The 14,490-nt window shown below is 43.8% G+C and carries 8 protein-coding genes; 5 read left to right on the top strand and 3 right to left on the bottom strand.

Annotated features, from left to right (window positions below; all coding sequences use genetic code 11):
- Positions 1 to 163: 163 nt before the first annotated feature.
- Positions 164 to 2,134 (bottom strand): glycoside hydrolase family 127 protein, encoded by a 1,971-nt coding sequence (locus MMU07_RS15570; protein ID WP_241126961.1) that lies wholly within the window; start codon positions 2,132 to 2,134, stop codon positions 164 to 166.
- Positions 2,135 to 2,529: 395 nt separating this feature from the next.
- Here MMU07_RS15570 and MMU07_RS15565 point away from each other — a divergent pair, with 395 nt between their 5' ends.
- The 4 genes from MMU07_RS15565 (at position 2,530) to MMU07_RS15550 (ending at position 7,935) form a co-directional block, all read left to right on the top strand.
- A complete protein-coding gene (locus MMU07_RS15565) occupies positions 2,530 to 3,228 on the top strand; it encodes a 6-phosphogluconolactonase (RefSeq protein ID WP_241126959.1) in 699 nt (232 codons plus the stop codon).
- A gap of 202 nt (positions 3,229 to 3,430) precedes the next feature.
- The gene (locus MMU07_RS15560; RefSeq protein WP_241126957.1) at positions 3,431 to 5,980 is read left to right on the top strand and encodes a DUF7133 domain-containing protein; all 2,550 of its coding nucleotides are present in this window, start codon (positions 3,431 to 3,433) and stop codon (positions 5,978 to 5,980) included.
- A 17-nt stretch (positions 5,981 to 5,997) separates the two neighbouring features.
- On the top strand, positions 5,998 to 7,101 hold the full coding sequence (locus tag MMU07_RS15555; protein WP_241126955.1) for a sugar phosphate isomerase/epimerase family protein: 1,104 nt from the start codon (positions 5,998 to 6,000) through the stop codon (positions 7,099 to 7,101).
- A 42-nt stretch (positions 7,102 to 7,143) separates the two neighbouring features.
- On the top strand, positions 7,144 to 7,935 hold the full coding sequence (locus MMU07_RS15550; protein WP_241126947.1) for an SDR family NAD(P)-dependent oxidoreductase: 792 nt from the start codon (positions 7,144 to 7,146) through the stop codon (positions 7,933 to 7,935).
- A 160-nt stretch (positions 7,936 to 8,095) separates the two neighbouring features.
- Here the strand turns inward: MMU07_RS15550 and MMU07_RS15545 are convergent, their stop codons facing one another.
- Both MMU07_RS15545 and MMU07_RS15540 read right to left on the bottom strand, forming a co-directional pair.
- The gene (locus MMU07_RS15545; RefSeq protein ID WP_241126945.1) at positions 8,096 to 9,424 is read right to left on the bottom strand and encodes a GntP family permease; all 1,329 of its coding nucleotides are present in this window, start codon (positions 9,422 to 9,424) and stop codon (positions 8,096 to 8,098) included.
- 54 nt (positions 9,425 to 9,478) lie between these two features.
- On the bottom strand, positions 9,479 to 10,945 hold the full coding sequence (locus tag MMU07_RS15540) for a Gfo/Idh/MocA family protein (RefSeq protein ID WP_241126943.1): 1,467 nt from the start codon (positions 10,943 to 10,945) through the stop codon (positions 9,479 to 9,481).
- Between the two features lie 500 nt (positions 10,946 to 11,445).
- Here MMU07_RS15540 and MMU07_RS15535 point away from each other — a divergent pair, with 500 nt between their 5' ends.
- Positions 11,446 to 14,475 (top strand): SusC/RagA family TonB-linked outer membrane protein, encoded by a 3,030-nt coding sequence (locus tag MMU07_RS15535; protein ID WP_241126941.1) that lies wholly within the window; start codon positions 11,446 to 11,448, stop codon positions 14,473 to 14,475.
- The last annotated feature ends 15 nt before the right edge of the window (positions 14,476 to 14,490 follow it).

Below are 14,490 nucleotides of genomic sequence, written 5' to 3'. Positions count from 1 at the left end.
ATTGTTGAATAGTAATAGGCACCGACTCGATCATTCCAGGACATTCGCTGAATTAATTTGAGCCTTGAATATTTGCAAAAGGCAAGACACTTCCGTCTTCCGTCCCGTTCATTTAAAAGAAACCGGACTATTGGCAGGAAATTGGCTAACCAATAAATATTTTTCAATAATTCACTTTAAGTTCTTTTACCTTGGTCGGAAGCCAAACCTGCATTTCATTTGGACCTCGGTTGGCCCAGGTATAGTAAGGAATGGCAGTAATGCTTTTGGTTTCGGTTTTTACAGTGGACCCATCCTCCGAAACGGTCACCACCGGCACATTTGCCTGAATGGCCATGACCCTTTCATTCAAGACCTGATATTCCACTTCTTGAAACTCGGTATTCGCCGGAACCACAATGTTCCAAGCCCTCCCGGCATTATCAGCACCCTCCACACAATAAACCAAAGGTCCTCTTTGCAAAGCAATCCTGTCACGATTGGCTTCCACTTCATTTCTTGATTTTACTTTCCTGATTTCCATCGGCAAGGAATATTGGACAATGTCTCCTTTGCTCCATTTTCTGGAGATCGTGATATATCCATTTTCCTGGGTGTACTCCACAGGTTTACCGTTAAGTGTCACAGTGAATTTTTCTTTGGCTGTACCTTCGAATCGATACAAATCACCTGGTACAGGCTGTTCCTTAGCCCAACCCGGCAACCTTAAATTGAGGCTGTAGGTGGTTTTTTTCTCAGGATTCATGGCGATGTTCACCACCCCATCCATCGGGAAATTGGTTTTGATTTCCACCGGAACATTTACCTTTCCCATTTGGATATTGGTATTGCTTCCGATAAATAAGTTTACCCAAATACCATCTTCCGAAGTAGCATAGATATAATCCCCCACCGAAGCCACTAATCGGGAAATATTGGAAGGGCAGCAGGCAGTTCCGAACCATGCCCTGCGGGAATGTTGCCCATTGGAAGCCAAGGGATTTCCATAAAAGAACCTGTCGCCCTGTAGACTCAAACCGTCTAAGGCTGCATTGTAAAGACTCCTCTCCAAGACATCGATGTATTTGGAATCCCCTTCCAAGGAATTCATGCGCTGATTCCAAAAAACCATCCCTACCGAGGCGCAGGTTTCACTGTAAGCCCTTTCGTTTGGCAGGTCAAAATCGACAGAAAAACCCTCATTGCTACCCGAGGAACCTATCCCTCCTGTGATGTACATGTTGCGGTAGACCACATCTTCCCACACTGTTTTCATGGCATTCATATACCCATCGTCATTCTTTGCTGCGGCGACATCTGCAGCACCGGTGTAGAGATACATGGCCCTGACGGCATGTCCTGTGATTTCTTTTTGTTCCTTGACAGGCACGTCATCTTGCGCATATTTGGGACCCCAATGCTTGTTTTCCCAGATCCCTCCTACTCCATGGCCACGGCCCCTTTGGTCCAAAAACCAATCAGAAAGTTCGAGGTACCTTTCCTCTTCGGTCAACTTGTACAATTTGACCAAAGCCAGTTCGATCTCCTGATGGCCGACTACCCAAGGCCGATTGGCCTGTCTGAAAGTCTGATCAATATGGTCGGCCATCTTGATACCGACATCCAGGAGTTTTCTCTTTCCGGTAGTTTGGTAATAAGCCACACCAGCCTCGATCAGGTGCCCTGCGCAATATGCTTCGTGTTTGTCCATGTCTTTCCACCTGTTTTCCAATCCGGTCAAGGTGTAAAAAGTATTGATATAGCCATCGGCCTCTTGCGCTGCGGCGATCTTATCGATCCATTCGTCCGCCTTGGCTTCAAGTGCAGGATCAGATTGGTTTTTGAGGGAATAGGCAATGGCCTCCAAGGCTTTATATACATCACTGTCATCATAATAAATACCTTCATGGGTCTCCCCTGTTTTTCTCGCAGCTTTCTCAAAATTCCGAATACGGCCAGTCTCGATTTCAGTTTGCTGAATACAAACCTGCAAGGCGGTGGAGGCTACTTTTTCCAGTTTTGGTTTCCAAAAAGCATCTGTGATAGTCACTTCCGAGTAACTGACAGGTGTCAACCTGACCAATTCGGATTGGCTTATGGCTTTTTCAGAAACAATAAGCATTAGGATAGAAAGCAGGAATACGTAGGTTTTCATGTTTTTTTGTGTTGTATATGAAGCAGAAAGCAAGGCCGTGTACGGATTTCTGTAAGGATCAAAAACAGAAATCCAAATCAGACAATGGATTTTGGCCATCTATACAAATATATCCAATTGAACCAATTTTGCCAGAATTTATACTTGAATGGGAAAATCAAAAATGGATATACGCTTCTTTGCCAGTAACGCCATATTCTTCTTCATGGGGACGGAAGACGGAAGTCGGAAGACCGATGTACCGGATATTTCAGTCTGCAGACAAAAATTTAAATGGATATCCAATCTACTGGCATAATTGTGTACACTCATTAAATCAAAATAGAGGAAACCATCATGTGCAATTACCTGCCTGGATTTTCTGATTTCATTGATGGTTTTGATAGATTTGGATTATGAAAATCACCTATCTTGAAAATTACGATTCCCTAAGCCAATATGCTGCAAAACTTGTCATGGATGAAGTTCTGCTAAAAAGAGACCTGTTGTTTTGTGCCGCTACGGGAAATTCTCCTACGGGTATGTATGCCGAAATGGCAAAAAATAAATCCCTCTTTGAGCGGATGCGCGTCGTCAAAATGGACGAGTGGGGAATCATTCCGCTCTCCCATCCTGATTCCTGCGAATCCTACATCAAAAAACATGTGTTGGAACCTTTGGAAATCCCGGCTGAAAGGTATGTTGGATTTGATACTGCACCCGAATCGGTAGCGGCCGAGTGCACGGGAATGCAAAACTTTATCAGCGAACAAGGGCCTTTTGACATTTGTATTTTGGGATTGGGAAAAAACGCCCACATTGCTTTCAACGAACCTGCTGATTTTTTGCAGCCATATTTTCATAAAGCTGTTTTGGCACCCTCTACGATACAGCATGACCCGGCATTGTCCCAGGGTCCGGAACCGGCTTATGGATTGTGTGTGGGCATGAAGGATATTCTTGAGACAAGAAAAATAATATTTCTCATCACAGGCAAAGGCAAACAGGAAGCCATCAAACAGATTTTGGAAAGAAAAATTTCAACACAATGTCCCGCATCTTTCCTTTGGATGCATCCCAATGTGGAGTGTTTGATAGATAAAAATAGTTTGTAAACAGGATTCAAAGTCCGGGCAAACTAGGTTCAATATTCCTTTGTTCTATTTTTTACCAGATGTCAGATTTTTGTCCGCCTCTGTAAAAGATGCTTGTGTATCAAGGGAATAAATTGCAACTTGGGTTTGAGCTGCATTTTGGTTTTCAGGGACTTGATTGCTTGAAAATCAAATTTGTCTTCGAATAGCAATAAACCCGTTCATGCCTATTTTCCGAAAATATTTACTCCTATTGTCCATTGTAATTCTGAGCCAATGCTCAGAAAGGAAGGCCCCTATTCCAGAAGATTCCTCACCGCCAAAATCACCCCAAGAAGAACTCGAGACTTTTGAAATCGAAAAGGGATTTAAAATACAATTGGTCGCGGCTGAACCCATGGTGCAGGATCCGATAGCCCTGACATTCGATGAAGATGGCAGGCTTTGGGTGGTCGAAATGAGGGGTTTTATGACCGACATCGATGGTACTGAAGAGCAGCAACCTCTCGGTAGAATTTCTGTTTTGGAGGACGAAGATGGCGACGGAGTGATGGACAAAAGCACCATCTACCTTGACAGCCTCATCATGCCAAGGGCTTTGGGACTTATAAAAGGTGGTGCCCTAGTCGCTGAGAACAATTCCCTTTGGATCACAAAAGACATGGATAGCGACCTGAAGGCAGATTCAAAAGTACTTTTGGACTCTACTTATTCCCAAAATGGCATTCCCGAGCATTCCGACAATGGCCTTTTGAGGAATATTGATAACTGGTACTATAATGTGAAGTCAAAGTTGCGGTACAGAAATCAAGGCGGAGAATGGGTCCGGGACAGCACCGAAGCCCGGGGACAATGGGGTGTCAGCCATGACGATCAGGGAAGGTTGTTTTACAATTACAATTGGTCCCAACTGCATGCCGATCTCGTTCCTGCCAATTACCTTTCCCGAAACAAAAACCACTCCCCTTCCACCGGAATTGACCATGGACTGACGATAGACCGGCGGATATTTCCGATAAGGCCAAATCTTGCTGTGAACAGGGGTTATATCCCCGGAACTTTGGACGAGGAGGGAAAACTTCTTGAATTCACTTCAGCATGCTCTCCACTCGTATTCAGGAGCACATTATTTCCAAAGGAATATTATGGGAATGCTTTTGTCTGTGAAAATGCAGGAAACCTTGTAAAAAGGAACGTCGTCAAACAAAATGGTATATTCTTAGAGGCTTTTGATCCAAACCCGGGTAGAGAATTTTTGGCCTCCACGGATGAACGCTTCCGGCCTGTTAATTCAACTATTGGACCGGATGGCGCATTGTATATTGCTGATATGTATAGGGGAATGGTGCAACATGGATCTTATGTGACCCCCTATTTGAGGGAGCAGACCTTGAAGCGAGACTTGGTGTTTCCGGTTCATCTGGGCAGAATCTGGCGGATTGTTCCGGAAGATTGGGAACCTTCCCCAAATCCAAAACTTTCCAAAGAAAGCTCCATGGACCTAATCCAGCGCCTTTCTCATCCTGATGGCTGGCACAGGGACATGGCCCAAAGACTCTTGGTCGAGCGGGAGGATGTATCCATAAAATCGGATTTGGAAGACTTGGCCCGAAACGGAAAATCCGAATTGGGCAGGTTCCACGGACTTTGGACTTTGGAAGGTTTGGGTTTGATAACGCCTGATTTGCTTTTCGACTTACTCGATGATCCATCCATTTTGCTACAAAAAACGGCTATCAGGCTTTTGGAAATTTTTGCACCTCAAGATAAAACCATACAGACGAACCTCGGACAATTATTAACCTCCAAAGTAATGGATGCTCCCATTGAAGTTTCCCTGCAAATGGCTTTGAGTGCTTATGCCCTGAATACAGAGGATGCCTCCATAATATTGGAAAAAATAATTTCCCGCTTTGGGGAAAATGCATTGGTCAGGGATGCGGTCATGAGTAGTTTGGGTAACCGAGAATTTGATTTCTTGGGTAAGTTATGGATATCTGAAAATTGGACGACAACAGATCCTTCCAAAGAGATATTTCTGGAAATGCTGACCGTTTCCATTGTCAGGAAAAGAGATCCAAAAGAACTGGAAAGCCTGCTGACAATATTGGATGCTTCTCCTGAGAATTCGGATTGGAAACATCAGGTCGTTCTTACCGGAATGGCCATCCAAGCAGCAAATAGTGGAACAAAAGGGCCTTTGGCTTTGAAAAAAGAACCTCCACTCCTTAAAAGAACTGACCTTAAGATCGAACCTGCAAGAGTAGAGATGCTGAAATCCATGTTTTCTTGGCCGGGGTATACGCCAAAATTGTTAGAAATGTCAGCCAATTCTCTTGATGAAAAAGGGATGCAACAATTTGCTTTGGGCAGGCAAAAATACCTGGTAACCTGTGCAGGGTGTCACGGTTCGGACGGCGCTGGAGTCAACAGGATGGGACCGCCGTTGGCTGCTTCGGAATGGGTGATCGGTGATGAAATCCGGCTTTCCCTCATCCTCCTCCATGGCATGGAAGGTCCATTGGAAGTTTCAGGAAAAAAATATGACGCCCCGGAAATCCTTCCCGTCATGCCATCACATTCGACCATGGATGATGCTTCCATCGCTGCGATATTGACCTATATCCGAAACGAATGGGGAAACCAAGCTCCTGCCATCAGTGGCAGAACTGTTTCCTCTACCCGTCATACCTCGCAGGGAAGGGTGTATCCATGGACCGCCCCTGAACTTATCAAGCATACCGACTCCTTGTCTGTCCTCAAACCTAACTAGAAGCCCATCCCACCAAGATGAAATCCTCCGACAAATACAATAACTCCTTTTCCCCTCATAGACGGGATTTCTTAAAAAAAACAGGATTGGCAACATTGGCGATGGCTTTTCCATTGCCTTCTTTTTCAATGAATTTTGAAGGGGTTTCGATGGGTATCGTAGTACACTCCTATGGTGCAAGGTGGAATTCGAAAGTCCCAAGTGAAAAATATCCCGGTTTTGAAAGTGCCCTCCAACTCATCAAACACTGCCATCAGATCGGAGCAGGTGGTGTACAGGTTGGTGTCAATAACTGGACCTCGGATTTTGCCAAAAAAGTCAGGGACCAAAGAGAAAACCTTGGAATGTACTTGGAAGGAAGTATAGGGCTACCTAAGTCTAAAGAAGATCTAGATAAATTTGAGAAAGAAGTCTTGGCCGCCAAAGAAGCAGGAGCGACAATCCTGAGGACTGTTTGCCTGAGTGGGAGGAGATATGAAAATTTCAAAACAGACACTGAATTTCTTGATTTCAAAGCCAAATCTATCATTTCCCTTCAATGGGCAGAACCCATAGCAAGAAAGCATAAAATAAAATTGGCAGTAGAAAACCACAAAGACTGGCGCGCAGCTGAATTGGTCGAAATCATCAAAGGAATGGACAGCGAATGGATCGGGGTGACTTTGGATTTTGGAAACAATTATTCCCTTCTCGAAAAATCGGAAGATGTTATCAACCTTTTGGCTCCCTATTCATTTTCCACCCACATCAAGGATATGGGCGTCAAATCCTATTCCAAAGGCTTTTTACTGTCTGAGGTTCCACTTGGAGAAGGAATAGTCGACCTCAAAAAAGGGATCGAACTCTGCAGGAAATATAACCCCAAAATTACCTTCAATCTGGAAATGATCACACGCGACCCATTGGAAATCCCTTGTCTGGAGGAGGAATATTGGGCCACCTTTGATAGCATATCGGGCCCTGAACTTGCCGGAATTCTCAAAATGGTAAGGGAAAAATCCTTTTCGGGTGAGTTGCCTTATACACGCAACCTAGAACCAGAGCAGCGGCTTGGTTTTGAAGAATCCAATGTACTCACCAGTCTCCGGTACAGCAGGAGCAAATTGGGGCTTGGTAAATAAACTGCAAAAAAAAATTAATCAACATTCAATTAAGATAAAAATATGAATACTTCAGTCAGTGAATTACCCGGAATCAAACTTTTTGACCTGAGCGGCAAAGCTGCCATCATCACCGGAGGGTCCAAAGGGCTCGGTTTGGCTATGGCTGCGGGATTGGCTTCGGCTGGGGCCAATATCATGTTGGTCAGTCGGGACGGGGCTGTCGGTGCAGAGTCCGCCTTGGAATTGGAAAAAGCCTACGGTATCAAAGCCATTTCCTTTTCGGCAGATGTGTCTTCCAAGGAGCAGACAGAAAAAATGGCCAATGCTGCCATGGCCGCATTTGGCAGGATAGACATCCTGATCAATAGCGCCGGGATCAATATCCGTGGTGCAATTGACGAACTGAGTGAGGAGGATTTCAAAAAAGTAATGGATGTAAACGTCACCGGAACATGGCTATGCAACAGGGCTGTGACGCCATTTATGAAAAAAGCCGGCAAAGGCAGCATCATCAACATGGCAAGTACGCTCGGATTGGTAGGACTTGCTAACAGGACACCGTATGCCTCAAGCAAAGGTGCAGTCGTTCAAATGACCCGCGCCTTGGCATTGGAATTGGCCCCTTTCAATATCACGGTCAATGCCATCTGTCCAGGGCCATTTCTCACAGAAATGAATTTGCCGATTGCAGATACCGAAGAGGGAAAGAAATTTGTGGTGGGAGCCACTGCCTTGGGCAGATGGGGCCACCTGAAAGAAATTCAAGGATCGGCTTTGTTTTTGGCTAGTGATGCCGGAACCTATATGGTAGGATCGATGCTCACTGTCGATGGGGGCTGGACAGCACGTTAATTTGGAATGAAGAATGAAAAATTCTCAATGAGGATGTAGGAAGTATCAAGAGGTGGGAGGTGAAATGTAAGAGGTAAAAAAACAAAATCATCCTATCCATTTCATGCTTAAATGCTAGAAATCTGGTAACATCGGTCATCGGTCTTCCGTCTTCCGTCCTTTACACAAAAAGCGTAATCAAATAAATCACCGAAATCGCCGTAACCGACATGATGAGTGTTCCAAGGCTATGCGTTTGATTTCCCTGCTTGATGGTCAGACCTGAAAGTTGGGTGACTGCCCAAAAGAAACTATCATTGGCATGGGAAATCGCAATCGCGCCCGCACCGATTGACAAAGCCGCAAACACCCGCATTGTCTCCGAATCCAGACCCAAACTCACCAAAAGCGGCGCAATAATTGAAGCTGTGGTAATCATCGCCACAGTAGAGGAGCCTTGAGCAGTTTTCAGGGCAAAGGCAATCAAGAAAGGAAGAAAGATCCCCCAATTGGCACTGCTCATATTGGCGCTTACCATGTCACCGATTCCTGAGTTTTGAAGCATTTTGCCAAAAACCCCTCCGGCACCGGTTATCAATATCACAGGTGCAGCAATCAACATGGCCTCACCGATCCAACCCGAGGAGGATAATAACTTCCTGTCAAACTTTGCCGGTAAAGTGAAAGACAAAAATGCTCCTATCAGCAAAGCGATTACCGGACTACCCACAAACAGGATTACAGTAGTAAACATATTTTCCCCAAAAGGCTGAGTTGGATATTTGGCAATGGAAGCTAAAATAATCAAAACAAGCGGTACTATGACGGGGAGGAAGGAATTGAAAGCGGTTGGAGGTTTTGGGATTGTCTTTCCGACTTCTACCTCAGCTATTTTTGCTTCAAGGGGGATTTTCGAACAAACCCTCTTGATAAAAAAGTAACTTGGGATCAGAGTAATCAAACTCACTATCAAACCCCAAAATATGATCATGCCCAAGTCTGCCTCCAATATCCCGGCAGTGGCTATAGGTCCTGGAGTAGGCGGCACAAGAGAATGACTTGCAGTCGCGCCCAAAGCTACTGCAATGGTTGTCGCAGCATAGGGAACTTTGCTTTTGAGCGAAAGGGATTTGCTGATGGGATTCAGCATAATGAAAGTACTGTCGCCAAATACCGGAATGGAGAGGATATAACCACTCAGCAACATAGCTACTGTCACGGATTTTTCACCAATCCAGGAAAGTATCTTTTCTGCTATGACCAAGGCCCCTCCTGTTTTTTCCAAGAAAGTACCCATGATCACCCCTAATAATATCAGCAAACCAATACTTCCCAAGACTCCACCAAAACCCTCTGTTATTGATTTGAGAATCAGATCCACAGGCATCCCGGATAATAATCCATAGAGAATAGCTCCTACAAAAAGCGCTAAAAAGGGATGTATATCATACTTGACAATGGCAATCAGTATCAATGCCAAGGCAAATAAAATGGTCAAAAGTGTTAGCATAGTGGTATTTTGGGTTGTGTTGATTTAATGCGGAAGGTGGGTTGGTTTTGGGAATTACATCCCAAAACCACTCCTATGCTCTCTACCTACAAACTGATTGGCTTCTTCAAAATTGGTAATCCTGAGGTTTTCACCATCCCAAAGCAACTTTTTCCTACCGTAAAATTCCATCTGACCTTTGCTGTTTTCTCTTCTCAGCATATAACTACGTATGGCAAGATTTCCCATCAAAACCGTTTCGGTCATTGGTCCTGCATAGTCAAAAGAGGAAGTCAAACCCTTATGTTCGGCACTGCCAAATCCAGCTTTACATGCATCAACCCACTTTCTTTGGTGGCCATATTCCGGCTCAATGTTGGGCTCAGTTTCTGGTCCAAATTCAGTGGTTCCGTCATTGAGATAGAGTTTTGGCATGAGTGGTGAACTGTCGTTGATATTGGTGGAGATGATTCCTTTTTCTCCGATAATCAAAACTCCGTTGGCGCTGTTTGCTCCACCAATATCATGGTCCGCAGGGATAATATCAGGATGCGATGGACGAATGCCACCATCACTCCAAGTCATTTCAATAGGTGATTTACTTTTCTGTGTAGCTGCAAAATGCAGGGTGATAAAGGAAGAAGCAGGGCAACCCTGTGGATTGTAATCAGGTGTCCACATTTTGCTAAAAACTGATCCAACACTGCATTCGGCATCCGTAGGATAATGAAGACCTAGTGTCCTGAATGGAATATCGATCAAATGGCAACCTACATCACCCAAGGCACCTGTTCCATAATCCCACCAGCCTCTCCAATTGAATGGATGTAAGTTAGGAGTGAATGGAATCTCAGGCGCAGGTCCCAACCACAGGTCCCAATTGAGGGCATTAGGTTTTGAACTTGGGTCTGAGGCGGGAAAAGGCCCTCCCTGAGGCCAAACAGGCCTGTTGGTCCAGACTTGTACTTTTGATATTTTGCCCAACTTATCAGAGTCAATCCATTTTTGGACCATATTCAGCAGGTCATTTGACCCGCCTTGATTGCCCATTTGGGTGACAACTTTTTGGGATCTTGCCATCTCGGTCAGCATCCTTGCTTCCTTGATGTTATGTGTCATGGGTTTCTGAACATAGACATGTTTCCCTCTTTGCATGGCAAAAGAAGCCGCAGGGCCATGCACATGGTCAGGTGTGGAAATGGTTACCGCATCAATGTCCTTTTCTTTGTCGAGCATTTCCCTATAGTCTGCATAGAGTTTTGCTTTGGGGAAATTCTCGATGGATTTTTTTGCAGAACCTGAAAAATCAACATCACACAATGCCACGACCCTTTCGCGTCCATTCACAGAGGCATTGAAAATGTCACTTGAGCCCTTTCCACCTGCACCGATAGCAGCGAGATTCAATTGGTCACTTGGAGCTGTAAATCCAACCCCTCCCAACACGTGACGCGGAACAATAAAGATGGAAGAAGCTATGGCTGCATTTTTTATGAAATTCCGCCGTGATTGGTCAGAAGATTCTTTTTTGGGTTTTTTCATGTTTTAAGGGAATTAGTAATGGATAGGTATTTCTAAAGTAAAGAATAAATTTTGTGAATCTCAAAAATCATGAAGCCTCCAATCAAAATTGTGTCAGGTGGTTTTTTTGCCCTGTTGGATGTCGGAAAATAATCCTGGTCTACCCATCTGACTGACCATCTTTCCTGTTGAGCAAAAATCATTTCTTCCAAACCCTTTGAAATAGACCATTTTTAGGGACAAAAACTAAATTCAATCCTAAGATTGGGCATTTGGCCAATACGAGGAAGCTAGTTGTTTCAATAATTTTTCTGACGTTAACATAAATTAATTTTCAAATATGAAAAAATCTTATTTAATATAATTTTTATACTTTTTTGTAACATTCCCTTAATAAATAGCATTCAGTTTTATTTTTTGGTTATTAAAACATAACAAGGATATAAATTGAAACTAGACAGCAGTCCGTCCCTCCCATGGTAATTTTGTGTTCTATTTAAACCAATTTAAACCTATTGATTATGGGAAATTTTACCAGTTTGATGATTTTTAAAGTGAGCAATTCTTTAAAAATCCTGTCCTTTATTTTGCTCTTAAGTTTTTTTATTGGAACTCCCCTTTACAGTTTTCCGGCAAAAGTAAATGCTGAAGATTTTGTAATTGTAAGCGGTAGAGTCAAAGATGCCGCCGGAGTATCAATACCCGGAGTCAGTATCCTCGAAAAGGGAACCAATAATGGTACCGTGACCGACATCGATGGAAAATTTACCATTAATGTACAGTCATCTGAATCTGTCCTAGTGCTAAGTTTTATAGGCTATTCATCTCAGGAAATTACCGTAGGCTCCCAAAGCAACATCGAAGTAACCTTGACCGAGGATACCCAAAACCTCTCCGAGGTAATTGTCATCGGCTACGGAACCCAAGAAAAAAGGGATGTAACCGGAGCCATGGCCACCATCAAAGAAAAAGATTTTAACAGGGGTATTGTCAACTCCCCACAAGACCTGATCCAAGGTAAAGTGGCTGGGGTCAATATCGTAGGAGCAAGTGGAGAACCCGGAGCCAACCAAAGCATCACAGTGCGTGGTCCTGGAGGTATCCGTACAGGAAATACGCCACTCTTTGTCATAGATGGAGTGGTTTTGGACAATTCCAGTACGGGTGGGGCAGGCAATCCATTGAACTTCCTAAACCCACAGGATATTGAATCCATTGATGTTTTGAAGGATGCTTCAGCAACCGCGATATATGGTTCTAGGGGTGCAAATGGCGTGATTATTGTCACTACCAAAAAAGGCAAAGAGGGTGTATCTACGCTCAATTATACTTATGGCTTGGGCGTTTCTAATCTGGCCCGTGCACTGGATGTTTTCTCTGCGGATGAATATAGAAAACAGGTTCCGGCAGTCGGTGGAATTCTACAGGATTCATTGGCCAATACCAATTGGCAGAAAGAAATAACGAGAACAGCCATCACCCACAACCATAATTTGTCTTTAAATGGGGGCACCGAAAAAATGGTCTATTTAGCCTCTCTAAGTTATCAGGATCAGGAAGGGATAATAAAAGAAAGTGACCTCCAAAGAATGACAGGGAGGTTGAATATTTCTCAAAAACTCCTTCCGGGAGATATTCTTCAAGTAGGAATCAATTTGAATGCTGCCCAAACTGTCAGCAACAGGCCACCAATTACGAGTGTTATCGCTAATGCCATTTCTGCAAACCCAACCTTTCCTGCCTTTGGAACTGATGGAAGACCTTTTAGAGATCCTACAGGAAACAATCCCTTAAGGCTTCTTGAGATTTATGATGACATCACTACCATCAACAGGGTAATAGGAAATATCACTGCTTCTTTGAAACTGAGTGAATCCTTGGTTTTTCAAACCAACATAGGTATCGACAATGCCAATTCGACGAGAGATATTCAGAGCCTTCCAAGTCTTGAGCCTCAGCAAATCGGAGGTCTTCAGATGATCAATGGCAACAACAAAAACTTCCTAATCGAAAACTTCCTGACTTACACTTACAAAAACGATAGGCACTTTCTTACCGCCATGGGAGGATTTTCTTATCAGGACATTTTTGTGCAGCAAAGATTCAGCAGTATCAACCAATTCCCTATTTCTGAGATTGAACCCAGATTCAATCCAGGTCTTGGACAGGAATTAAACCTTGCCAATAACCGCCCGGGAGGTTTTGCAGTTAGAAATGAACTTCAGTCGTTTTTCGGAAGGGTCAACTACCAACTGAGTGAAAAATACCTTGCTACTGCCACCATCAGGGCAGATGGTTCCTCCAAGTTTGGAGAAAACAACAAATATGGTGTATTCCCATCCTTCTCGCTAGGCTGGAGATTGTCAGAGGAAAGCTTTATGGATAACCTCAAAGCAGTATCAGAACTGAAACTTAGGGCAGGTTGGGGACAGACAGGTAATCAGGAAATCCCATCCAAAATCACGCAGCCTTTGTTTACGGCCCAAGTCAGTGCCAACAACAGTTATCCTTTGGATGGTTCCAATTCTTTCCCAGCAGGAATCACCTTCACCAGATTGGCCAATCCTGACATACAGTGGGAAGTATCGACCCAACTGAACCTAGGACTTGATTTTGGTTTATTTGAAAATTCCCTTGTCGGTTCTGTGGATTACTTCAGAAAGGTTTCTAATAATATCCTCCTAGAGGTAATTCCAGCTGACCCAGTGCAGCCTGCAAGTACTACTTGGGTCAATGTCGAAGACATGAATATCATCAACTCAGGTGTAGAGATCAATTTGAATTATAGAAAAACAATCTCCAATAACATGTCCTTCAGCATCGGTGGCAACACAACTTTCATTGATAATGTTGTAAAAGATTCTCCATTTACAGTGATTCCTTCCGGAAGCGCTACAGGTGCGGGGTTATCTTCTGCCACCATCAACGGCTACCTCAATGGCCACCCTATAGGTTCATTTTACCTTTTGGAACATATCGGATTTAATGAAAACGGACTTAACGTTTTCAGAGACAGCAATGGTGACGGCATAGTCAATGACAAAGATAGAATAGTAGCAGGGACAGCTTTGCCAAATTTCCAATACAATATCTTTGGGGATTTTACCTACAAGAGGTTTGACATTGCCTTCAACTTCAATGGAGTTTCGGGGAATAAAGTATATGACAATACTGCAAACGTTTCTTTCTTTAAACTCAGACTCGCCAGAGGTTTGAATACCACTCCTGAAGCAATCGAATTTCCTGAGGAATCAGTTAACAACCCTGCGCCGGTTTCGACCAGATACCTCAAAGAAGCTTCTTTTTTCAGGCTCAACAACCTAAGCATAGGGTATAGTGTCAACACCACCTCACTTGGTGTGGCCAAATGGGTTAGGGATTTGAGGTTCTCTTTGACCGGTCAAAACCTATTTGTTATAACCCCTTACGATGGATATGACCCTGAGGTCAACACTGACAGAACTATCAACGGCGTGTCCTCTTTTGGCATCGACTATATGAGTTATCCAAGGGCAAGAACAATCATTTTAGGCCTTAACATTATTTTGTAAAACATACAATTCTAT

Source organism: Cognataquiflexum nitidum (assembly GCF_022538055.1).
GTDB classification, from domain to species: domain Bacteria; phylum Bacteroidota; class Bacteroidia; order Cytophagales; family Cyclobacteriaceae; genus Cognataquiflexum; species Cognataquiflexum nitidum.
This window is presented reverse-complemented; position numbering and strand designations above follow the sequence as displayed.

Bases quoted from the DNA above. Each gene is read 5' to 3' on its own strand.
- MMU07_RS15570 (WP_241126961.1), bottom strand. From the start codon at position 2,134: ATGAAAACCTACGTATTCCTGCTTTCTATCCTAATGCTTATTGTTTCT.
- MMU07_RS15565 (WP_241126959.1), top strand. From the start codon at position 2,530: ATGAAAATCACCTATCTTGAAAATTACGATTCCCTAAGCCAATATGCT.
- MMU07_RS15560 (WP_241126957.1), top strand. From the start codon at position 3,431: ATGCCTATTTTCCGAAAATATTTACTCCTATTGTCCATTGTAATTCTG.
- MMU07_RS15555 (WP_241126955.1), top strand. From the start codon at position 5,998: ATGAAATCCTCCGACAAATACAATAACTCCTTTTCCCCTCATAGACGG.
- MMU07_RS15550 (WP_241126947.1), top strand. From the start codon at position 7,144: ATGAATACTTCAGTCAGTGAATTACCCGGAATCAAACTTTTTGACCTG.
- MMU07_RS15545 (WP_241126945.1), bottom strand. From the start codon at position 9,424: ATGCTAACACTTTTGACCATTTTATTTGCCTTGGCATTGATACTGATT.
- MMU07_RS15540 (WP_241126943.1), bottom strand. From the start codon at position 10,945: ATGAAAAAACCCAAAAAAGAATCTTCTGACCAATCACGGCGGAATTTC.
- MMU07_RS15535 (WP_241126941.1), top strand. From the start codon at position 11,446: ATGGGAAATTTTACCAGTTTGATGATTTTTAAAGTGAGCAATTCTTTA.